Source organism: Methylosinus sp. LW3 (assembly GCF_000527115.1).
Classification (GTDB): Bacteria; Pseudomonadota; Alphaproteobacteria; order Rhizobiales; family Beijerinckiaceae; genus Methylosinus.
The window spans coordinates 415,016-435,361 of the sequence record NZ_AZUO01000001.1 but is presented as its reverse complement, the minus strand read 5'-3'; the positions used below and the strand labels follow the sequence as shown (position 1 = coordinate 435,361).

Sequence of the window (20,346 nt, the reverse complement as noted above, 5' to 3'; positions counted from 1 at the left end):
GACAGGAACCCTCACTTCGTCTCTCCCTGGCCGAGTCGATTTGCGCGCCCCTTCTCCCACGAGCGGGAGAAGGGGCGCGCACGTAGATAGAGGCTAGCGGCCAGGGACGAAGAAACCCTTACGCCGGCCATTTCCCTGCCGCTGTCAGCTCCCGCAGCGCCTGCGCGTCGCGGGGCGTGACGCCAGGATAATCGGCCTGCGCCGTCGCGGGGTCGAAATATTTCCAGGAGCGCGCGCATTTGACGCCCTCCGCCCGCCGCGGAACCACAGCCACGCCCGCGACCTCGGGCAGGCGGAAAGCCTCGGCCGGCCCCTCCTCCGATCGAAGCGCTATATCCGACACGATGCAGATTTCGGCGAAGTCCACGCCCGTGAGCGCCGCGCGCAGATCGGCGTCCGTCACATGGACGAGCGGCGCCGCCTCCAGCGACGAGCCGATGCGCTTTTGCGCGCGCTCTATCTCCAACGCGCCAGTGACGACGGAGCGGATGGCGCGCAGCTTCTCCCATTTCGCGGCGAGCGCTTCGTCGCGCCAAGCGGCCGGCAAATCGGGGAAGGTCTCGAGATGCACGGAGACCGCGTCGGCGTAGCGCGACAGCCACGATTCCTCCGCCGTGAAGGCGAGGATGGGCGCGAGCCACAAAGTCACCGCGCGGAACACTTCCTCCACCACGGTCAGCGCCGCCTTGCGCTTCACGCTCGACGGCGGATCGCAATAGAGCGCGTCCTTGCGAATGTCGAAATAGAAGGCCGAGAGATCGCTGGTCAGGAAGGGCGTCAGCAGAGCGACGACCTTCTTGTAATCGAACTCCGCATAGGCCGCAGCGACCTCCTCGCCGAGCTCCGACAGACGATGCAGCACGAGGCGTTCCAGCTCCGGCAGATCGGCATAGGCGACGCGCTCCTCGGCGCGATAATGCGCGAGCGTGCCGAGCATCCAGCGGATGGTGTTGCGCAGCTTGCGGTAATTATCGGTGACGCTTTTGAGGATTTCCGGCCCGATGCGCTGATCGTCGCTGTAATCGACGCTCGCCACCCACAGGCGCAGAATATCGGCGCCGGCGTCGGCGATGACCTTTTGCGGCGCGACGACATTGCCTTTCGACTTCGACATTTTATGGCCGTGCTCGTCGAGCGTGAAGCCATGCGTCAGCACAATGTCATAGGGCGCGCGGCCGCGCGTGCCGCAGGATTCCAGCAGCGAGGAATGGAACCAGCCGCGATGCTGATCCGAGCCCTCGAGATAGAGCACCTCATCGGCGCCGCCATCGCGCTTGCGCTTGATTCCCGCGAGGCCGGGGAAATGCACCGGGTCTTCCAGCGTGAAGGAATGCGTCGAGCCCGAGTCGAACCACACGTCGAGAACATCGTCGATCTTCTCGTAGTCGGCAGGGTCGTATTCGGGCGAAAGGAAGCGCTTCGCCGCGCCCTCCTCATACCAGGCGTCGGCGCCCTCCTTCTCGAAGGCGTCCACGATACGGGCGTTCACGCGCGGATCGACGAGAATGTCGTGGCCGCCCTTCTTCACGAAGACCGCGATCGGCACGCCCCAGGCGCGCTGACGCGAGACCACCCAATCCGGCCGATTGGCGATCATGCCGCGGATGCGATTCTCGCCCGCAGCGGGAACCCATTGCGTGCGGGAGATTTCGTCGAGCGCGATATCGCGGAGCGTGGGCGCATTGTCGCCAACCCCCTCATCCTGAGGAGCCGGCGCAGCCGGCGTCTCGAAGGATGCGCCGCGGGGCGAACCCTCGTCCTTCGAGACGGCGCTTCGCGCCTCCTCAGGGTGAGGGTTCGACTGCGCGAATTTCTTGTCGAGCGCGATGAACCATTGCGGCGTGTTGCGGAAGATGACCGGCTTCTTCGAGCGCCACGAATGCGGATATTGATGCTTCAGCCGCCCGCGCGCGACGAGATTTCCCGCCGCGACCAGCGCCTGGATCACCGCCTCATTGGCGTCGCCCTTGTCGCCCTTTTCGGTCAGCACGCGCTTGCCGGGAAAACCGGGCGCTTCATCGGTGTAGAAGCCGTCGGCGTCGACCGTATAGGGAATGCGCGCATCGATGCCGCGCTCGGCGAGCATGCGCCCGCTCGCCATCCAAATGTCGAAGTCCTCGCGGCCATGGCCGGGCGCGGTGTGGACGAAGCCCGTTCCCGTATCGTCGGTGACGTGATCGCCGTCGAGCAGCGGCACTTTGAAATCATATCCCAAATGCGCGAGTGGATGCGACGCGACAAAGCTTGAAAGCTCTTGCGCGGGCACGTCGCGCAAACGCTCGAAGCATTCCACCTTCGCAGCTTTGAACACATCTTCGGCAAGCTTGTCGGCGAGCACATAAGTCGCGCCCACTTTCGCCCAATTATTCTCGGGCGCCGCGGTCACGCGATAGAGGCCATAGGCGATCTTGTGCGAATAAGAGATCGCGCGATTGCCCGGCAGCGTCCAAGGAGTCGTCGTCCAGATGACGACGGCGCCCGGGCCTTCCTTCACCGGAAAAGCGACATGCACCGTGTCGCTGACATGATCCTCATACTCCACCTCCGCTTCCGCGAGCGCGGTCTTCTCGACCACGCTCCACATCACCGGCTTGGAGCCGCGATAGAGCAATCCATTCTCGGCGAATTTCATCAGCTCGCGGGCGATATGCGCCTCGGCGGGGAAATTCATCGTGGCGTAGGGATTGGCCCAGTCGCCCGTCACGCCCAGCCGCTTGAACTCCTCGCGCTGCACCGAGAGCCAATGCCCGGCATAGGCGCGGCACTCCTGGCGGAAGGCGACAATGGCGGTCGGATCGGCGAAGTCGGGCTTCTTCTTGCCCTTGGAGCGGTAGTTCTCCTCCTCGATCTTCCATTCGATCGGCAAGCCATGGCAGTCCCAGCCGGGGACGTAATTGCTGTCCTTGCCGCTCATCTGCCGGCTGCGGGTGACGAGATCCTTGAGGATCTTGTTCAGCGCATGGCCGATGTGGATATTGCCATTGGCGTAGGGCGGGCCGTCATGCAGCACGAATTTCGGCCGGCCTTTCGCGGTCTCGCGCAGCTTGGCGTAGAGGCCGATCTTCTCCCAGCGCGCGAGGATTTCCGGCTCGCGCTGCGGCAGGCCGGCGCGCATCGGAAAATCCGTCTGCGGCAGATAGAGGCTCTTGGAGAAATCGGGGCCCTTGTCCTGCTGGGACTTGTCGTCTTGGGCCTTGTCTTTGGTCTTCTCGTTCATCTTATCGGAAACCGCTGCGCTCGCGGGCTGCGCCCCGAGCCGGGGCGGCGCGCGAAAGGGAAGGGAAAACAAGCGGAAGGGCGCCACGAACGGCGCGAGAACCCGGTCGCCGCGCGAGCTTGATCACGCTCGAGCGCGGGCCGGGCCAATAATTCGTATGCTGCGGCGCAGGACCATGGCCCTATCTACCAGCGCCGGCCCGCTCCGCAAAGCCGGAATCTGGTCTCAGGGGATGCGGCGGAAGGGATTGCCGCCGGCGCCGGTGAGATAGGCGATCACCCCGACCACCAGCGCGATGGGCAGCAGCACCACAAAAGCGCTGGCGAAGAAGATGAGCCCCATGGCGAGGATCACCGCGCTGACGAGCGTCAGCAGAGCGGCGCCCACGGGTCCGACCTTGATGACCTTCACGCCCTCGGCCCCGCCGATCCATATGCGCGTGCGCGAGCGGAAGCGGGGACGGATCTCGCTCTCGGGCGGGAGGATCTCGATCTCGGCGGGCTTGTCGATCTCGCGCTTCTGCGACACGGGACGCATCTCCAGTCTAGGGCGTCCTCGATATAGGGGCTCGGTCGGCCTACGCCAAGGAAGCACAGCCGCGAATCCGCCAGGGAGAGGCTTGTGGCTTTCGCCACAGCCGCCGAACTGCGCCTGCTCTAGCGTCGCTCTCGAAGCTTTTTGAAAAACGCGGAGAATGACCATGCCGGGCGTCCGAGACCGGGTCACCCCGACCTATGAATATAATTGGCTAGACTTTCAGCTGTTGATTCGTCCCAATCCGTTGCACCAGGATTTCACGGGCCTGAACATTCCTCCCCATGACGGCTCGCCCCACTATCTCGAAAGCGAATATGTCGAGACGATCGACAAATACGCCGGGCAGAAGCCTTGGATTCTGATCAAGGCGCGCGGCCTGCCCGCCCAGCCTTACCAGCCGTGGGGCGTCTATAACGGCGCCGCGGCGTCGTGCCGTGGAAAAGTCATCTATTGGGACGGCGCCGCAGTGGCCGGCCACAATCCGCAGCATGTGAGCGCGGTCCCATATACGCCCGCGTTGAATCGAGCGCGCCGACGGCTCGCGGAAACGGCGCTGGCCGCGATCGTGCTGCACAATCCGCAGCTCGTGCAGCCGGCGCTCTATCGCGTCTCCAAGCAGATGACGATCTATTGGCTGAACCGTCGCGAGCAATTGACCGCCGGCGCCAACAAGGCTCAAGCAGTCTTTCAGCAGCCGACGCGCGCGCTCGTCGCGCCGCGCAAGCCTGTCGTAAACGCTCAGAATCAAATTCAGTATCTGCAACCGAAGCCGCTGAAGATCGGCCATCACCACACCGCGCCGCAGGGCGTCAGCGCCCTGCAAGTGGCGAATAACGCCGTCCCGCCAGACTCATGGTCCGCGGTTCGCGCGACCGCGCAATATACGCATGGCGAGACGAGCTTCGGCCGCCTGGGCGCGGGGTTTCCTCCCGAGCTGGCGATGGCCGTGCAGCAGATGCTCTCCGCGCTCCATGGCAACTCGATTCCGAAGATTCTCAATGTTCACGACAATTTCCTTCGCATATTTCAAATGCTCGGGCCGAGCGACAGCGCGAATTCCGATAACAGCAATGTGAAATCCTGGCTTCCCTATACGAGATGCCCGGACAATGCGGACGCGAACAGGAGAAAAGAATTCACCGCGACCCAGGAGCACTGGACCGCGACATCATTCAGTTGGAGACGCTTTCAGGGGCTCAAAAGGCTGCTTCGCCCGGACGAAATATTCGGCGAGAGCGCATCGGCCAAACGCTATCGCGGAAGAACGAGCAAGGAGAACAAGGATATCAAAGAAAATACTTATCCCGGCCTGCTGAGCGCGCAGCATATGGCGACCGATAGCGAGATCGGCGCATGCTGGGAGCGCATCAAACGGGACTGGTTCGACGGTCGGACTCTGCCTGTCGAGAACGAGCCGCGAAAGCGGGGCATCGAAAAATTCGAAGGAACTTTCGATCAGTTCTCGCCCTTCTACGCGAATATGAACGCGCAGAATCTGTTCTGCAGCGCGGGCCTCTCCGGCTCGACATCCACCCTATTGCTGGCGGCGACGTTCTTCGGCGACATCGACAATTATGAAGACCTCAAGACCTATCTGCTCGCCATCATCGGCTATCTCGTCGGCGGAGGCATGCACTCCTGCCACGAATTGTTCGAAACCGCGAAGCTCGTCGGCGTTCCCTACACCGTGGGCAAATATAAAAGCTCGCTTCCCAAAATTTTGACGGACCACAAGCTCTACCAGAGATGGGAAGCCGAATTCTGCGACGTCGTCACATAGACCCGAGGCGTCCATTCTCGTCGCGCCTTCGCGGTGGAAAATCGCGAAGGCGCGACGATCAATTCGCCGCTTGCATGCGCGACAAATCCCCGAGCGGCGCGCGGGTCTCGCGATCGCCGAAGCGCGCGCGATAAACGGTCAGATTCTCGATCACGCGCTGAACATAATTGCGCGTCTCGCTGATCGGAATGCGCTCCACCCAATCGATCGGATCGACCTCGTTCTTGCGCGGATCGCCATAGGCGTCGATCCACTCCTTCACCCTTTTGCCGCCGGCGTTATAGGCGGCGAAGGCGAGAATGTAGGAGCCCTTGTGCTCGTCGAGCAGCATGCCGAGATGCGCCGCGCCGAGCCGTGCGTTGAAGGCGGGCTCGTCGATCATGCGCTTCAGATCGAAGCCGACCCCCGTCTGCTGCGCGGTGTGGCGCGCGGTGGAGGCGATCATCTGCATCAGCCCCATGGCGCCGGCGCTGGAGACGGCCTTGGGATCGAAGGCGCTCTCCTGCCGGGCGATGGCGTAGACGATCGCCCGTGAGGCCGAGCCCGGCAGCGCCGCGAAAGTGGGGATGCCGAAAGACGGAAAAGCTGCGTCGTCTATCGCAATGCCGCGATAGGAGGCGAGCTTGCCGAGCGTCAGGGAAATTTTGGCCTCGCGGCGGCGTTGCGCCACATCGGTCAGCGCCGACAGTTGCGCCTCGCCGACCAGCGTCTTGGCGGCGTCGGCGGCGAGCTGCGCCGCCATCTCCTTCTCGCCGGCGGCGAAGAACAGCTCCACCGCGCGCACCGCTTCGTCGCGGGCGTCGCCATGGGCGGGCTCGGGCGTCGGTCGCACAGGCGAGTCGAAAGCGCCGAGCCGAGCGCGGGCGAGCTGGCCGTAGAAGGTCGTCGATTGCCGCGCGGCGGTCTCATAAGACGCGCGCGCCGCCTCGGCGGCGCCCGCGGCCTCACGGGCGCGGGCGAGCCAATAGGCGCCGCGTGACTTTTGAATCGGCGTCTCGGCGATGCGGGCGATCTCCTCGAAATGCCGCTGCGCCTTGACGGGATCGCTCAGGAATCGCAGCGCGATCCAGCCCGCATGGAATTCCGCCTCGACGCGATAGGAGAGAGAGCGCGCCGAATGCTGCGCGCAGAGCTCATAGGCCTGCGCGAATTGCCCGAGATCCATCAGCTTGCGCGAGATGAGCCGCCGCTCTACCCACCAGGCGTCGCCATCGACGATGAGGCGCGGATCGCGCGGGGCGGAGCGCAGCAGCGCCGCCGCCTCGACGAGCTTCTTTTGATGGCGCAGCATGTGAATGCGCGCGAAGAGGATTCCGGGGTCCTTCTGCGCCTCGGCCGGCAGAGCGGAGAAGGTCTTTTCCGAAGCGCTCTCATTGATCGCCAGCGCGCGGGCGCGGGCGAGATCGAGCGCATCCTTGCCGGCATGGGCGGCGATGCGCAGAGCCGGCCCGGTCTTCTCCGCGTAGAGCAGCCGATCGGCGCGGTATTTATGGTCGGCGACATCGAGATAATCGCCGAACTCTTTTTTCGCCGCCGCCTCCAGCTGCTCGTTGAAATCATCCTCGCGCCACATGGGCTTGATGAGCGCCGCGACCTCCAGCGGCTCGCCGCGGCGGGCCATGACGCGGGCGAGCGCCAACCTTCCGGCCGGCGTCTTGGGCGGACGCTCGGCGAAATATTCGACGATCAGCCGATCTGGGTGCTTGTCGCCATAGAGCGCCTCCTCGACGCGCTGGCGCAGCCAGGCCGAGGCCGGCCATTCGGGATGCTCGGCCAGAAATTTCGACAGGCGCGCGAAGCCGGCCTCGCGCGGATGCAGCCGCAAGCCGGCCCATTGCGCGGCGGCGCGGGCGAGCGGGCCTTCGACGCCGGCCAGCGCCTGATCGCCGCCGGAAAAATCATTGGCTTTGTAGGCGGCGAGCGCGCGCCCGAAAGCGTCGTAATCGGTTCCGAGAAGAACGGCGGCCTCTGGCGGCTGCGCGACGCGCGCCTCGAGATCGAGCCCACCGTCCGGCGGCGCGTAAGAGAGCAGCTTGGACGCGGCCTCTCCCGCCGGCGGTCGGCGCAGCATGCCGGCGGCGCGCGGATCGGGCGGAGCGGCGGGACCGAGAAAATCATGCAGCGCCTCGCGCGCCGAATCGCGCGGCGCCCAGGGCTCTTGCGGGGAGGAGGCGGCGCCGGCGAGCGGCGGATCGTCGCTGTCGCGGTCCGGCGTGCGGCGCTGCGTGGACGGATAAAGGGCCGCCGCCACGCCCAGGGCGGCGACGATGAGAACGAGGCGCGCGGCCCCACTGTGGCGATTCGTCATCGGCCTAACGCTCCGAACTCTTAACGTAATCCAGCCTGCGGCCATTTCGTTGCGGAACTGTCAACCAAATCGCTAAGCAGCGGCATTTTCGAATTTTTCGCTCCGCGTCGACCCGCTGCTCGAGCTGTTCGCCGATTCCGCGCGGAGGGACGCCGCGGACCCTTTTCACCCAAACGCCCAGAGGCTATGACAGTTGCCGTCTTCCCAGGGCGGAACGGCCGCCGCGAGGACGGACCGAAATTTCTCCGTACCAATCCCAGTCAGTAAGCGCGGCGATTACGGCGCCCGCGTGGCGCAGCGAAAGCGACGGCAGATGAACGACAAGCCAGTGTTCCGAGGATCCTACACCGCTCTGGTCACGCCTTTCGCCGATGGCGTGGTCGATCACGCCGCTCTGCGCGCGCTCGTCGACTGGCAGATCGAGAGTGGGACGCATGGCCTCGTTCCCGTAGGCACGACGGGCGAGAGCCCGACCTTGAGCCATGAGGAGCATCGCGCCGTCGTCGAGACCGTGATCCAGCAGGCGGCCGGCCGCGTTCCGGTGATCGCGGGCGCCGGCTCCAACAACACGCGCGAGGCGGTGGAGCTCGCGCTCCATGCCCAGCAGGCGGGGGCGGATGGCGTGCTCGTGGTCACGCCTTACTACAACAAGCCGAATCAGGAAGGCCTCTACCAGCATTTCGCCGCTGTGGCGGAGGCGGTCTCCATTCCGATCATCGTCTACAACATCCCGCCGCGCTCGGTCGTCGATATGAGCGTCGCCACGCTGGCGCGCCTCGCCCAGCTAGAGTCCATTGTCGGCGTGAAGGACGCGACCGGCAATGTCGGCCGCATCCTCCAGCAGCGCGCCGCCTGCGGGCCGGAATTCGTGCAATTCTCCGGCGACGACATTCTCGCTCTGGCCAGCGTCGCCGTCGGCGCCATTGGCGTGATCTCGGTCGTCTCCAATGTCGCGCCGCGGCTCTGCGCCGATCTGCAGAACGCCGCCCTCGCCGGGGATTTCAAAACCGCTCTGGCGCTGCAGGATCGCCTGATCGCGCTTCAGCAGGCGATCTTCCTCGAAGCCGGCGTGACCGGGGCCAAATATGGCCTCTCTCTGCTCGGCCGCGTGGGGGAGGAAGTCCGGCTGCCGCTGGTCGCCTCCGCCGAGCCGACGAAAAAGGCCATTCGCGACGCGATGGTTCTCGCCGGCGTGCTGGACGCCTGAGCGGGCAGAAGCAGGACGCGCGCAAGTGGCCGAGAAGGAAAACCCCAATTTCAAGGTCGTCGCCGACAATCGGCGCGCGCGCTATGATTATGAGATCGGCGAGACCTTCGAGGCCGGCCTGTCGCTGACCGGCACGGAGGTGAAGTCGCTGCGCACCGGCAAGGCGACCATCGCCGAGAGCTACGCCCATGTCGACCGCAAGGGCGAGGCTTGGCTCGTCAACGCCACCATTCCCGAATATCTCTCCGGCAATCGCTTCAATCACGAGCCCAAAAGGCTGCGCAAGCTGCTGCTGAAGCAGCGCGAGATCGCCAAGCTGGCGCAGGGCGTCGAGCGCGAGGGCATGACCATCGTGCCGATGAAGCTCTATTTCAACGAGCGCGGCCGCGCCAAGCTGCAGATCGCGCTGGGGCGCGGCAAGAAGCTGCACGACAAGCGCGAGGTGGAAAAGAAGCGCGACTGGGGCCGCGAGAAGAGCCGGCTGCTGCGCGACCGCGGCTGAGGGAAATATTCAGTGTTATTTTTCTAAAATTTCCCGAGCCCGTGCGAAGATCGCACTGAACATCTGCGGCGTCAGCGCGCCCGTATTGGTGTTGAGACGGGAGCAATGATAGCTGTCGATAAGAATAATACGCGTATTCCGAGTATTCGTCGCGATCTCATGCTCATGACCATGGGCGAAGGGGAAGCCGCCGGGCTTCAATGAAAAGGCGCGCAGCACGCCGTCATGGGCGATGCGACCGAGCGCGACAATTAGTCTCACCCGCTTCAGCCGGCGCAAGGTGACGTCGAGAAAAGGGCGACAGGCCGAAAGCTCGGCGGGCAGCGGCTTATTGCCGGGCGGAACGCAGCGCAGGACATTGGTGATCCGGCAATCGACGAGCGCGACGCCATCATCGGCGCGGGCGTCATAGACGCCGCGGGAAAAACCGGTTTCCGCGAGAGTGGCGTAGAGGAGACGGCCGGCGTCATCGCCGGTGAAAGGGCGGCCGGTGCGATTGGCGCCCATCCGCCCCGGGGCGAGGCCGACGATCAGCAAGCGCGCGTCGCGCGGGCCGAAATCGGCGACCGGCGCATTATGCCAGTCGGGATGGCGCTCCCTCAGCTCATGCCGGTACGTGACCAAGCGCGGACAGAGCGGGCAATCATGGCCCGGCTCGTCCGCGCAGGAAGCTGATTTCGAAGGATCAGGCCTCGTGATCGTCCTCAGGGGCGCCGCCCGGCGTCACCGGCTGCGGCCGGCGCTCCTGGAAGCGCTGCATGCGCTCGGCGCGCTCGCCCGGATCGCGGCCGATCTTGCCGACGAGATGGATGAGATCGACGAATTCGTCGGCCTGACGGCGAAGCTCGTCGGCGATCATCGGCGGCTGGGTGGTGATCGTCGAGATCACCGAGACGCGAACGCCCTTGCGCTGCACGGCCTCGACCAGCGAGCGGAAGTCGCCGTCGCCCGAGAAGAGAACCATATGGTCGATATGCTCGGCCATCTCCATCGCGTCGACAGCGAGCTCGATGTCCATATTGCCCTTGACCTTGCGGCGGCCGAGCGAGTCGACGAATTCCTTGGTCGGCTTGGTCACGACGGCGTAGCCATTATAGTCGAGCCAATCGATCAGCGGACGAATCGACGAATATTCCTGATCCTCGATCAGCGCCGTATAATAGAAAGCGCGAATGAGGCGGCCCTTGCCCTGGAACTCGCGCAACAGCCGTTTGTAATCGATATCGAATCCGAGCGATTTGGCCGTCGCATAGAGGTTGGCGCCGTCAATGAATAAGGCAATTCGTTCCGGGTCTGCCATCGTAGTTGGTCTCGCTTGTCGGGTCCAGTATGGAGGGGCCGCCGCTTGCCGCACGCGCTGTCGACCCTACTGGCAGCACGCATCTCTAACTGTGACGCGAATCGACAGTGACGAAAATCTCGAAGCCGTCGTCGATCGCGGTCGTAGACAGGCGCGCCATCCACGAACAGCTTTTTCGTCACATGAAAGTCACGCCCTTCGTTAAAGTCGTAAATCGACCATGTATCGGCGATCGTCAAGGGGGTACGCGAAAAATCTGTCTGGAAATACTACAGCAATAGATGGTTCGACAAGCGGTTCATGCTCTCCCGGCCGCGGCGACCCTGCCATCCCGCGCCGTCGCGCATTGCCAACGGCAAAAAATTAGTGTAGCAGCCCGACCGATCGAACGCTAGAGGAGTCCGCAAGTCATGGCGCGCGTCACCGTCGAAGACTGCATCGACAAAATCGAGAACCGCTTCGATCTGGTCCTGCTCGCAGCCCATCGCGCGCGGCTGATCTCCTCCGGCCAGTCCATTCTGGTCGAGCGCGACAAGGATAAGAATCCCGTCGTCGCGCTGCGCGAGATCGCCGAGACCGCGCTTTCGCCGGACGATCTGAAGGAAGACTTCATCCATTCGCTGCAGCGCCATGTCGAGGTCGACGAGCCCGAGACCGAGACTGTGCCGTCCCTGGCCGCCTCGCCGGATTCCGACGGCGGCGGCGACGCGCAGTTCGACCGCATGACGGAGGAGGATCTTCTCCGCGGCCTCGAGGGTCTGGTGCCTCCGGCCGAGGTCGAGGACGAAGGCGAGTAATTCGCCTACCGACGGGCGAACGAAAACGCCACCCCGGACGGCTTTGCCGTCCGGCTGCCTCGCTACCTTCGCCTAATCTCCCATGCTCGCTCGCCGAAAACACTAGGGGCCGGCGGCGAGCTGTTCTACAATTGAACGTGAATGCGGCCGTCGGCCGGTTTCGGGCGCTCGCGCCGCCTCCCGTCCGATCTTCCCCGTGAGCTCCGCGACGCCCCCGACGATCCGCGCAACCAGATCGCCGGTCGACGCCTATGATGCGCCAATACGAGCTCGTCGAGCGAGTTCGAAAATATAATCCGCAGGTCGACGAGGACCTGCTCAATCGCGCCTATGTCTACGCCATGAAGGCGCATGGCCAGCAGACGCGCGCCTCCGGCGACCCTTATTTCTCGCATCCGCTCGAAGTGGCGGCGATCCTCACCGACCTCAAGCTCGACGACGCCACCATCGTCGCCGCCGTGCTGCACGACACGGTGGAGGACACGAGCTCCACGCTCGACGAGATCAATCGCCTGTTCGGCCCGCAGATCGGCAAGCTGGTCGATGGTCTGACCAAGATCGAGAAGCTCGACCTCGTTTCCAAAAAGGCCGCGCAAGGCGAGAATTTTCGCAAGCTTTTGCTCGCCGTCTCCGAGGACGTCCGCGTTCTGCTGGTCAAGCTCGCGGACCGGCTGCACAATATGCGCACCCTGCATTTCGTGCCGCCGGAGAAGCGCGCCCGCATCGCGCAGGAGACGCTGGACATCTATGCGCCGCTCGCCGGCCGCATGGGCATGCAGCGGCTGCGCGAGGAGCTGGAGGGCCTCGCCTTCCGCCATCTGACGCCGGAGGCCTATCAGGCGATCGAATCGCGCCTGCACGATCTGCGCGCCAAGAATGGCCGCATCATCAAGAAGATCGAGAAGGAGCTGACGCAGGAGTTCGCCGCTCGCGGGATTCATGCGGCCGTCACCGGGCGGCAGAAGACGCCCTATTCCGTCTGGCGCAAGATGGAGCGCAAGTCGATCGCCTTCGAGCAGCTCTCCGATATTTTCGGCTTTCGCATCATCGTCGACGGTGTGGAAGATTGCTATCGCGCGCTCGGCATAGTGCACACCAAATGGCCGAGCGTGCCGGGGCGGTTCAAGGATTACATCTCGACGCCCAAGCAGAACGACTATCGCTCCATTCACACCACTGTGATCGGCCCCGGCCATCAGCGCGTCGAGCTGCAGATCCGCACCGCGACCATGCATGAGATCGCGCGCTTCGGCATCGCCGCCCATGCGCTCTACAAGGATTCCTCCAGCGACGAGGGCAAGGAGGAGCTGGCCAAGGAGAGCCGCGCCTTCAAATGGCTGCAGGACACGCTGGAATTGCTCGCCCACGGCGACAGTCCGGAAGAATTCCTCGAGCATACGCGGCTCGAATTGTTTCAGGACCAGGTGTTCTGCTTCACGCCCAAGGGCGGGCTGATCGCTCTGCCGCGCGGCGCGACGCCGATCGATTTCGCCTATGCGGTGCATACGCGGGTCGGCGATTCCGCTGTCGGCGCCAAGATCAACGGACGCATCGCGCCGGTTCTGTCGCAATTGCAGAATGGCGACGAGGTGGAGATCGTCCGCGCTGAAAGTCACGTGCCGCCGGCGGCCTGGGAATCGCTCGTCGTCACCGGCAAGGCGCGTTCCGCCATTCGCCGCGCGACGCGCGAGGCGGTGCGGATGCAATACGCCGGGCTCGGCCGGCAGATCGTCACCCGCGCTTTCGAGCGCGCTGGGCGAGCGGTCTCGGACGAGAAGCTGAAAGCCGCGCTGCCGCGCCTCGCCCGCGCCTCGCTGGAGGATGCTTTCGCCGCTGTCGGCCGCGGCGAGATCTATTCCGGCGATGTGGTGAAATCCGTCTATCCGGATTTCAGCGAGGAGCGGAAGCCCGCGCAGCAAATGCGCCTCGAGCCGGGCGAGCCCGGCTGGTTCGGCATGAAGTCCAACGCCAATGTCGTGTTCAAGGCCCCCGGCTCGCCCGATCAGGCCAGCGCCATTCCGATCCGCGGCCTGCGCGGCGACGTGCCGGTGCGCTTCGCCCCGGAGGGCGGCGCCGTGCCGGGCGACCGCATCGTCGGCATACTGACGCCGGGCGAAGGCATCACCATATATCCGATCCAATCGCCGGCGCTGACCGCCTTCGACGATCAGCCCGACCGCTGGCTGGACGTGCGCTGGGACATAGACCCGGAGAGCCGGGAGCTGTTTCCGGCGCGGCTCGTGGTGACGGCGATCAACGAGCCGGGAACGCTGGGCGGGCTGGCGACGCTGATCGGCGAGACGGGGGCCAATATCGACAATGTCGCCTTCGCCATTCATTCTCCCGACTTTCGTGAGATGCGATTCGACCTCGAGGTCGCCGATCTGAAACATTTGAACGACATCATCGCCCGGCTGCGGGCGAGCGCTCTGGTCAGCAAGGTCGAGCGCGTCATCGGGTGAGGAAACATGACTGCTCGCCGCATACGTCTCGGCGTGAATGTCGATCACGTCGCCACCATTCGCAACGCCCGCGGCGGCCTCTCGCCGGACCCTGTGCGCGCCGCTCTGCTCGCCATCGAGGCGGGCGCGGACGGAATCACTGCGCATTTGCGGGAGGATCGCCGCCATATTCGCGACGCCGACATGGCGCGGCTGAAGGCGGAAATATCCAAGCCGCTCAATTTCGAGATGGCCGCGACCGAGCAGATGCTCGACATTGCGCTGCAGACCAAGCCTCACGCCGTCTGCCTGGTGCCGGAGCGCCGCACCGAGCGCACCACCGAGGGCGGGCTCGACGTCATCGGCGGGCATAATCACCTCGTCCCCTTCGTCGACGAGCTGAACCGGGCCGGGATTCGCGTCTCTCTGTTCATCGAGCCGGGCGCCGAGGCGATCGACGCCGCGACCTCGATCAAGGCGCCGGTCGTCGAGCTGCATACGGGCGCATGGTGCCATGCGGTCGAAGTGGGGGACCACGGGACCGCCGAGCGCGAGTTCGCCCGCATCGTGGCGGCCGCGGCGCATACGTCGGAGCGCGGGCTCGAGTGCCACGCCGGCCATGGGCTGGACTATACGACGGCGAAGCGCATCTCGGCGCTGCCGCAGATCGTCGAGCTGAACATCGGGCATTTCCTCATCGGCGAAGCGGTCTTCGTCGGCCTCGCCGAATCGATCCGCGCCATGCGGCGGGCGATCGACGAGGGCGCGGGCGCCGCATGATCATCGGCTTCGGCAGCGATCTCTGCGACATTCGCCGCATCGAGCAGGCGCTCGAGCGCTATGGCGAGCGCTTCATCCGCCGCTGCTTCACCGATGTCGAACGCGAGAAATCGGAAGGACGCGCCGCTCGCGCGGCCTCCTACGCCAAGCGCTTTGCCGCCAAGGAGGCCTGCGCCAAGGCGCTCGGCACCGGCATAAGCGAAGGAATCACCTGGAAAACCATGGGCGTCGTCAATCTGCCCTCCGGCAAGCCGACGGTGGAGCTGACCGGCGCCGCCGCCGAGCGTCTGGCCGAGATCGCGCCGCAGGGCGCGCGGATCGTCATTCACCTCACATTGACCGACGAATATCCGCTCGCGCAGGCCCAGGTTCTCATAGAGGCGCTGACGTGATAGACGAGCTTTGCGAGCGAGCCTGAAGGCGCGCGGTCCGAGGCCTGATGGACCGCGCGCCTTCAGGCTCGCTCGCAAACGGACGACCAGGAGCGGCTTCGGCCACAACTAAGGAGTGACGTGGTTTGAGCAGGAACGTCTCGGTCGCCGAACGGCGCGACGAAGGTGGTTTGCTCGAGACGATCAAGGTGATCGTCCAGGCGCTGGTCATCGCGCTCGTCATTCGCACGCTGCTGTTTCAGCCCTTCAACATTCCCTCGGGCTCTATGATCCCGACATTGCTGATCGGCGATTATGTCTTCGTCTCGAAATACGCCTATGGCTATTCGAACTACTCGCTGCCCTCCGTGCCTTATCTCGACTGGCGGCTCGATCTCTTCTCCGGCCGCGTGCTCGGCTCGCAGCCCAAGCGCGGCGATGTCGTGGTGTTCAAGCTGCCGCGCGACAATGAGACCGATTACATCAAGCGCGTGATCGGCCTGCCCGGCGACCGCGTCCAGATGATCGAGGGCCGCCTTTATATCAATGGCGAGATCGTGCCGCGCGAGGTCAAGGCCAAGGAGAAGCACGAGGGCCGCGACGGCCGCGAGGTCGAGGTGCCGACCTATACCGAGACTCTGCCCGGCGGCGTCGCCCATACGATCATCGAGATCGAGGGCGACCACGGCTATAAGGACAACACCGAGCTCTTCGTGGTGCCGCCGAACAATTATTTCATGATGGGCGACAATCGCGACAATTCCACCGATTCACGCTTCGCGCCGGAAGAAGGCGGCGTCGGCTATGTGCCCTTCGAGAATCTGGTGGGCCGCGCCGAGATCATCTTCTTCTCGGTGCAGAAGGACGAATATGCTCTGGCCTTCTGGCGCTGGCCCTGGACGGTCAGGTGGGATCGGCTGTTCAAGCCAGCGCATTGACGCCGCTCGGCATAAAGCAGACGCAAATGGGAGTTCTCGGTCGGGAGGACCTCGCCACGCTCGAGGCGAGCGTCGGTCATGGCTTCGCCAATCGCGGCCTGCTGGAGCATGCGCTGACCCATGTCAGCGCCTCGGCGGCGCGGCCGGAGTCCTATGAGCGGCTGGAGTTTCTCGGCGACCGCGTGCTCGGCGTCGTCATCGCCCATATGCTCTATGAGAATTTCCCGCAGGAGAGCGAGGGCGAATTGTCGCGGCGGCTCGCCGACCTCGTGCGCAAGGAATCCTGCGCCGAGGTTTCCGAGCGCTGGGGCGTCGGCCCTTTCATGCGGCTCGGCGACGGCGAGGCGCAGACGGGCGGACGGAAAAAACGCGCCATATTGGGCGATATGTGCGAGGCGATCATCGGCGCGGTCTATCTCGACGGCGGCCCGCAGGCGGCCGAGGCCGTGGTGCGCGCCGCCTTCGCCGAGCGCATGCACGCGCCGGGGCGAAGGCTGCGCGACGCCAAGACCGCGCTGCAGGAATGGGCGCAGGCCCGCCGCCTGGCCACGCCGCGCTACCGGCTCGCCGCGCGCAGCGGGCCGGACCATGCGCCCTTCTTCGAGGTAGCGGTGGAGGTCGAGGGCTTCGTGGCCGCGCAAGGCGCTGGCGCCTCCAAGCGCGCCGCGGAGCAATCCGCCGCTCAGGCCTTTCTCGACCGCGAGGGGATAGAGAGGGAGGACGTGTGAGCGCCAGCTTCGCGGGCTCGACACGACAGTCCCCTCATCCTGAGGGCGCTGATTTGGACCAGGGCTTCATGCCAACATCGAAAGGCGCATTCTCGTGACCGAAACAAGCTGTGGCTTCGTCGCCTTGGTCGGCGCGCCCAACGCCGGCAAATCGACGCTGCTCAATCAGCTCGTCGGCGCGAAAGTGTCCATCGTCTCGCGCAAGGCGCAGACGACGCGCGCCCTCGTGCGCGGCATAGCGCTGGAAGGCGAGGCGCAGATCATTCTGGTCGACACGCCCGGCATTTTCGCGCCCAAGCGTAGGCTCGACCGCGCCATGGTGGCGAGCGCCATCTCCGGCGCCGGCGACGCCGACGCCATTGTGCTGCTCGTGGATGCGCGCCGCGGCCTCGTCGCGGAGGTGGAGGAGATCGTCGCCAAGCTCGCCACGCTCTCCGCGCCGAAAATTCTGGCGCTCAACAAGATCGATCTGGTGCCGCGCGATTCGCTGCTGGCGCTCACGGCGGCGCTGACGGAAAAGGCGAATTTCATCGAGACCTATATGATCTCGGCGCTGAACGGCGATGGCGTCGCCGATCTCAAAGCCAAGCTCGCCGCGCTGATGAAGCCCTCGCCCTGGCTCTATCCGGAAGACCAGCTCTCCGACGCGCCGCTGCGACTGCTCGCCGCCGAGATCACGCGCGAGAAGATCTTCGAGCGTCTGCATGATGAATTGCCCTATCAATCGACGGTCGAGACCGATTCCTGGCAAAATCAGAAGGACGGTTCGGCCCGCATAGAGCAGACGATCTATGTCACCCGCGACGGGCAGAAGAAGATCGTCATCGGCGAAGGCGGCCGCACCATAAAGGCGATCGGCCAGGCCGCGCGCCGCGAGATCGCGGAGGCCGCCGAGCAGAAGGTGCATCTCTTTTTGTTCGTGAAGGTGCGCGAGAATTGGGCCGACGATCCCGAGCGCTATCGCGAGATGCGGCTGGATTTCCCGAAGGAGTGACGCGCGTCTCCTTCTCCCGCGAGCGGGAGAAGGAGTGGTCGGCGTTGCACGAAAAGATCATCCGCTCGCCTTCAGCCGCAAGCCTCGCGGCACGATACGCGACTCCGCGAGATCGAACAGCCCCTGCGCGGCGAGCGCCATGAGCGCCGCAGGAATCGCCCCCTCGAGGATCAGCGCGAAATTGTCGAGGCGGACGCCGGTGAAAATCGGCTGGCCATAGCCGCCGGCGCCGATCAGCGCGCCCAAAGTCGCCGTGCCGACATTGATGACCGCCGCCGTCTTCAGCCCCGCGAGAATAGCGGGCGACGCCATCGGCAATTCGACGAGAAGCAAGCGCCGCCAGGGCGTGAGCCCGATGGCGATCGCCGAATTTTCGATCGCGCGCGGAATCGTCGTGAGGCCGGTCGCGACATTCCGTACGATCGGCAGCAGGCTATAGAGGAACAGCGCCGCAATGGCCGGCGCCGCGCCTATGCCGAGCAGCGGAATCATGAAGACGAGCAGAGCGAGCGAGGGAATCGTCTGCAGCACGCTGGCGAGGCCGAGGATCGCATGGCCGAGACGCGGACGCTTCGCCGCCGCGACGCCGAGCGGCACAGCGACGAGGATCGCCGCCGCCAGCGAGACGCCGACGAGAAAGAGATGCTCGCGCGTGCGTCGCCACAGCCGCTCGGCGAGACTCTGCGAAGGCGCCGGCGCCTCGACGCCGAATTGCGTCGCGACGAAATTCGCCGCCGCCTCGCGCTCTGTGCGAAGGCCTGTCTTCACCGCGATATTCATCGCGATCATCGCCGGCGCGTCTATGCGACCCTCGAGCCTCAGCATGGACATGACCGCCTGCGGCGCGCGCTGCTCGAGATCGACGCGATAGAGCAGAACGGCGCGATTTTCCGCGAACAGCTTGCGGTCGTCGTCGAGCACGAGAATGCGCCGATCGGCGACTTGCGGATCGGTGGCGTAGAGATCGACGACATCGATGGCGCCGTCGAGAAGCCCCTTATAGGCGATATCGTGATCGAGCCCGCGCACATCCTCCGCCGCGAATCCATAGGCGGCGCGCAGCGCCGGCCAGCCATCGGCGCGAGCGAGCAATTCCTCGCTCAAGGCGAAGACGAGCGACGCCTGCCGCGCGAGATCAGAAATGGTCCGCACGCCCAGCGCCTCCGCCTTGTCGCGCCGCATGCCGAGCGCATAGCCATTGCCGAAGCCGAGCGGCAGGCTCATGCGCAGCCCGAGCTCGCCGAGCGCGTCGGCGAGCTGGCGATCGTTGGAGAGCCGCAGCTGCGCGAGAATCTCCTGCCGCAGCGTGCCCGTATATTCGGGATAGGCGTCGATCTCGCCGGAGAGCAGCGCATTCCAGACGAGCCGCGTGCCGCCGAGCGCCGGTCGGCGGATCACGCGCGCGCCAGAAGCGGCGGCAAGATCGGCGACGATATCCGAGAGAATGACGGATTCGGTGAAGGTCTTGGAGCCGATGCGCACGACATCGCCCTCACGCGCACAGGCGCCGAGCAGAAGGAGCGCGAGCAAAATTGCAAGAGCGCCCCTCATCGCGCGCCCTCCGGCGGAAGCGGCAGATCGGCGAGGCGCCGCGCGCTGGCGCGCACGAAGCGCGTGACGAACTCCTCCGCCGGCCGCTCGACGAAATCGGCGAAGCGGCCTTGCTGCACGATGCGGCCGTGATTCATCAGCACGATCTGCTCGGCGAAGAATCCGGCCTCGGCGAGATCATGCGTAACGATGACGACGGTCTTGCGCAGCCGCGCGAATATGGCGGCGAGATCGTCCTGCAGATCGGCGCGGATCAGCGGATCGAGCGCGCCCAGCGGCTCGTCCATCAGCAGAATCTCCGGATCGAGCATGAGCGCGCGCATCAGCGCCACGCGCTGCCGCTGGCCGCCCGAGAGCTCGGCCGGAAAGCGATCCAAAGCCTCCGCCGGAAAGCGCGTGAGACGCAGCAGCTCCTCGAGTCGCGCCGTGCGACGTTCCGCGGGCCAGCGCATCTCGCGCGCCATCAGCTCTATGTTGCGGCGCGCGGTAAGATGCGGGAAGAGGCCGCCCTCCTGAATCACATAGCCCATGAGGCTCCGGAGCTTCGCCGCTGAAAGCGGCGTCAGCAGATGGCGCGCCACCTCTATCTCGCCCTCGTCCGGCGTCACGAGCCCGACGATCATGGCGAGAAGCGTGGATTTGCCGGAGCCGGATGGGCCGATCAGCGCCGTCGTGCGCGCGGGCTCTATCGTCAGCGTGACGTCGTCGACGACGCGCGCGCCGCCGAAACATTTACTGACATGCTCCAGTCGGATCATGACTGCGCCGCGGCGTCGGGTGACGTCGCTCAAATGGCGCGCGCGGGCGTGGTTCCAAGGGTCGGCCACCGCGAAGATGCGGGACGTCACGCGCGGCCTCGGCTTGAATCCGGCCGACCGACGTGAGAGCTTCCCGT

17 protein-coding genes are annotated in these 20,346 nt (G+C 65.1%); 10 read left to right on the top strand and 7 right to left on the bottom strand.

All coding sequences use genetic code 11. The features are described 5' to 3' along the window. Positions 1-118: 118 nt before the first annotated feature. On the bottom strand, positions 119-3,217 hold the full coding sequence (gene ileS, locus METLW3_RS0102105) for an isoleucine--tRNA ligase (RefSeq protein ID WP_024878358.1): 3,099 nt from the start codon (positions 3,215-3,217) through the stop codon (positions 119-121). A gap of 225 nt (positions 3,218-3,442) precedes the next feature. After that, on the bottom strand, positions 3,443-3,745 hold the full coding sequence (locus METLW3_RS0102100; RefSeq protein WP_036309171.1) for a hypothetical protein: 303 nt from the start codon (positions 3,743-3,745) through the stop codon (positions 3,443-3,445). Between the two features lie 172 nt (positions 3,746-3,917). On the opposite strand from METLW3_RS0102100, the gene METLW3_RS0102095 reads away from it, so the two are divergent. Next, positions 3,918-5,534 carry a hypothetical protein gene (locus tag METLW3_RS0102095; RefSeq protein ID WP_157096471.1) on the top strand — a complete coding sequence of 539 codons (1,617 nt, stop codon included), beginning with the start codon at positions 3,918-3,920 and terminating at the stop codon, positions 5,532-5,534. Positions 5,535-5,592: 58 nt separating this feature from the next. On the opposite strand, the gene METLW3_RS0102090 is transcribed toward METLW3_RS0102095, so the two are convergent. Further along, the gene (locus METLW3_RS0102090; protein ID WP_024878355.1) at positions 5,593-7,842 is read right to left on the bottom strand and encodes a lytic transglycosylase domain-containing protein; all 2,250 of its coding nucleotides are present in this window, start codon (positions 7,840-7,842) and stop codon (positions 5,593-5,595) included. A 313-nt stretch (positions 7,843-8,155) separates the two neighbouring features. Here METLW3_RS0102090 and dapA point away from each other — a divergent pair, with 313 nt between their 5' ends. Next, a complete protein-coding gene (dapA, locus tag METLW3_RS0102085) occupies positions 8,156-9,049 on the top strand; it encodes a 4-hydroxy-tetrahydrodipicolinate synthase (RefSeq protein ID WP_024878354.1) in 894 nt (297 codons plus the stop codon). A 25-nt stretch (positions 9,050-9,074) separates the two neighbouring features. Beyond that, on the top strand, positions 9,075-9,551 hold the full coding sequence (smpB, locus tag METLW3_RS0102080; RefSeq protein WP_024878353.1) for an SsrA-binding protein SmpB: 477 nt from the start codon (positions 9,075-9,077) through the stop codon (positions 9,549-9,551). A gap of 15 nt (positions 9,552-9,566) precedes the next feature. On the opposite strand, the gene METLW3_RS0102075 is transcribed toward smpB, so the two are convergent. Both METLW3_RS0102075 and METLW3_RS0102070 read right to left on the bottom strand, forming a co-directional pair. Next, on the bottom strand, positions 9,567-10,175 hold the full coding sequence (locus tag METLW3_RS0102075) for a uracil-DNA glycosylase (protein ID WP_024878352.1): 609 nt from the start codon (positions 10,173-10,175) through the stop codon (positions 9,567-9,569). A gap of 61 nt (positions 10,176-10,236) precedes the next feature. Beyond that, complete coding sequence (locus METLW3_RS0102070) at positions 10,237-10,851, bottom strand: NYN domain-containing protein (RefSeq protein ID WP_024878351.1); 615 nt, start codon at positions 10,849-10,851, stop codon at positions 10,237-10,239. Positions 10,852-11,261: 410 nt separating this feature from the next. Between METLW3_RS0102070 and rpoZ the strand changes: the two genes are divergently transcribed. The 7 genes from rpoZ (at position 11,262) to era (ending at position 17,900) form a co-directional block, all read left to right on the top strand. Next, the gene (gene rpoZ, locus METLW3_RS0102065; RefSeq protein ID WP_024878350.1) at positions 11,262-11,648 is read left to right on the top strand and encodes a DNA-directed RNA polymerase subunit omega; all 387 of its coding nucleotides are present in this window, start codon (positions 11,262-11,264) and stop codon (positions 11,646-11,648) included. Positions 11,649-11,899: 251 nt separating this feature from the next. Beyond that, positions 11,900-14,110 carry a bifunctional (p)ppGpp synthetase/guanosine-3',5'-bis(diphosphate) 3'-pyrophosphohydrolase gene (locus METLW3_RS0102060; protein WP_024878349.1) on the top strand — a complete coding sequence of 737 codons (2,211 nt, stop codon included), beginning with the start codon at positions 11,900-11,902 and terminating at the stop codon, positions 14,108-14,110. A 6-nt stretch (positions 14,111-14,116) separates the two neighbouring features. Beyond that, on the top strand, positions 14,117-14,869 hold the full coding sequence (locus METLW3_RS0102055) for a pyridoxine 5'-phosphate synthase (protein ID WP_024878348.1): 753 nt from the start codon (positions 14,117-14,119) through the stop codon (positions 14,867-14,869). Beyond that, positions 14,866-15,261, top strand: a complete 396-nt coding sequence (acpS, locus tag METLW3_RS0102050) for a holo-ACP synthase (RefSeq protein WP_024878347.1) — start codon at positions 14,866-14,868, stop codon at positions 15,259-15,261. Before METLW3_RS0102055 ends, acpS begins: the two co-directional genes overlap by 4 nt. A 125-nt stretch (positions 15,262-15,386) precedes the next feature. Next, the gene (gene lepB, locus METLW3_RS0102045) at positions 15,387-16,178 is read left to right on the top strand and encodes a signal peptidase I (protein WP_024878346.1); all 792 of its coding nucleotides are present in this window, start codon (positions 15,387-15,389) and stop codon (positions 16,176-16,178) included. A 26-nt stretch (positions 16,179-16,204) separates the two neighbouring features. Then, the gene (rnc, locus tag METLW3_RS0102040) at positions 16,205-16,906 is read left to right on the top strand and encodes a ribonuclease III (RefSeq protein ID WP_024878345.1); all 702 of its coding nucleotides are present in this window, start codon (positions 16,205-16,207) and stop codon (positions 16,904-16,906) included. 94 nt (positions 16,907-17,000) lie between these two features. Then, a complete protein-coding gene (gene era, locus METLW3_RS0102035) occupies positions 17,001-17,900 on the top strand; it encodes a GTPase Era (RefSeq protein ID WP_024878344.1) in 900 nt (299 codons plus the stop codon). A gap of 57 nt (positions 17,901-17,957) precedes the next feature. Here the strand turns inward: era and METLW3_RS0102030 are convergent, their stop codons facing one another. Together METLW3_RS0102030 and METLW3_RS0102025 are read right to left on the bottom strand one after the other, a co-directional pair. After that, on the bottom strand, positions 17,958-19,451 hold the full coding sequence (locus tag METLW3_RS0102030) for a glycine betaine ABC transporter substrate-binding protein (RefSeq protein ID WP_024878343.1): 1,494 nt from the start codon (positions 19,449-19,451) through the stop codon (positions 17,958-17,960). Continuing rightward, the gene (locus tag METLW3_RS0102025) at positions 19,448-20,299 is read right to left on the bottom strand and encodes an ATP-binding cassette domain-containing protein (RefSeq protein WP_245267207.1); all 852 of its coding nucleotides are present in this window, start codon (positions 20,297-20,299) and stop codon (positions 19,448-19,450) included. The genes METLW3_RS0102030 and METLW3_RS0102025 overlap by 4 nt, the downstream gene beginning before the upstream one ends. Positions 20,300-20,346 lie beyond the last annotated feature (47 nt).

Excerpts from the sequence above, each read along its gene's own strand:
- METLW3_RS0102030 (WP_024878343.1), bottom strand. The coding sequence starts at position 19,451 with ATGAGGGGCGCTCTTGCAATTTTGCTCGCGCTCCTTCTGCTCGGCGCC.
- METLW3_RS0102070 (WP_024878351.1), bottom strand. The coding sequence starts at position 10,851 with ATGGCAGACCCGGAACGAATTGCCTTATTCATTGACGGCGCCAACCTC.
- acpS (WP_024878347.1), top strand. The coding sequence starts at position 14,866 with ATGATCATCGGCTTCGGCAGCGATCTCTGCGACATTCGCCGCATCGAG.
- dapA (WP_024878354.1), top strand. The coding sequence starts at position 8,156 with ATGAACGACAAGCCAGTGTTCCGAGGATCCTACACCGCTCTGGTCACG.
- rnc (WP_024878345.1), top strand. The coding sequence starts at position 16,205 with ATGGGAGTTCTCGGTCGGGAGGACCTCGCCACGCTCGAGGCGAGCGTC.
- METLW3_RS0102060 (WP_024878349.1), top strand. The coding sequence starts at position 11,900 with ATGATGCGCCAATACGAGCTCGTCGAGCGAGTTCGAAAATATAATCCG.
- ileS (WP_024878358.1), bottom strand. The coding sequence starts at position 3,217 with ATGAACGAGAAGACCAAAGACAAGGCCCAAGACGACAAGTCCCAGCAG.
- METLW3_RS0102090 (WP_024878355.1), bottom strand. The coding sequence starts at position 7,842 with ATGACGAATCGCCACAGTGGGGCCGCGCGCCTCGTTCTCATCGTCGCC.
- METLW3_RS0102095 (WP_157096471.1), top strand. The coding sequence starts at position 3,918 with ATGCCGGGCGTCCGAGACCGGGTCACCCCGACCTATGAATATAATTGG.
- rpoZ (WP_024878350.1), top strand. The coding sequence starts at position 11,262 with ATGGCGCGCGTCACCGTCGAAGACTGCATCGACAAAATCGAGAACCGC.
- METLW3_RS0102055 (WP_024878348.1), top strand. The coding sequence starts at position 14,117 with ATGACTGCTCGCCGCATACGTCTCGGCGTGAATGTCGATCACGTCGCC.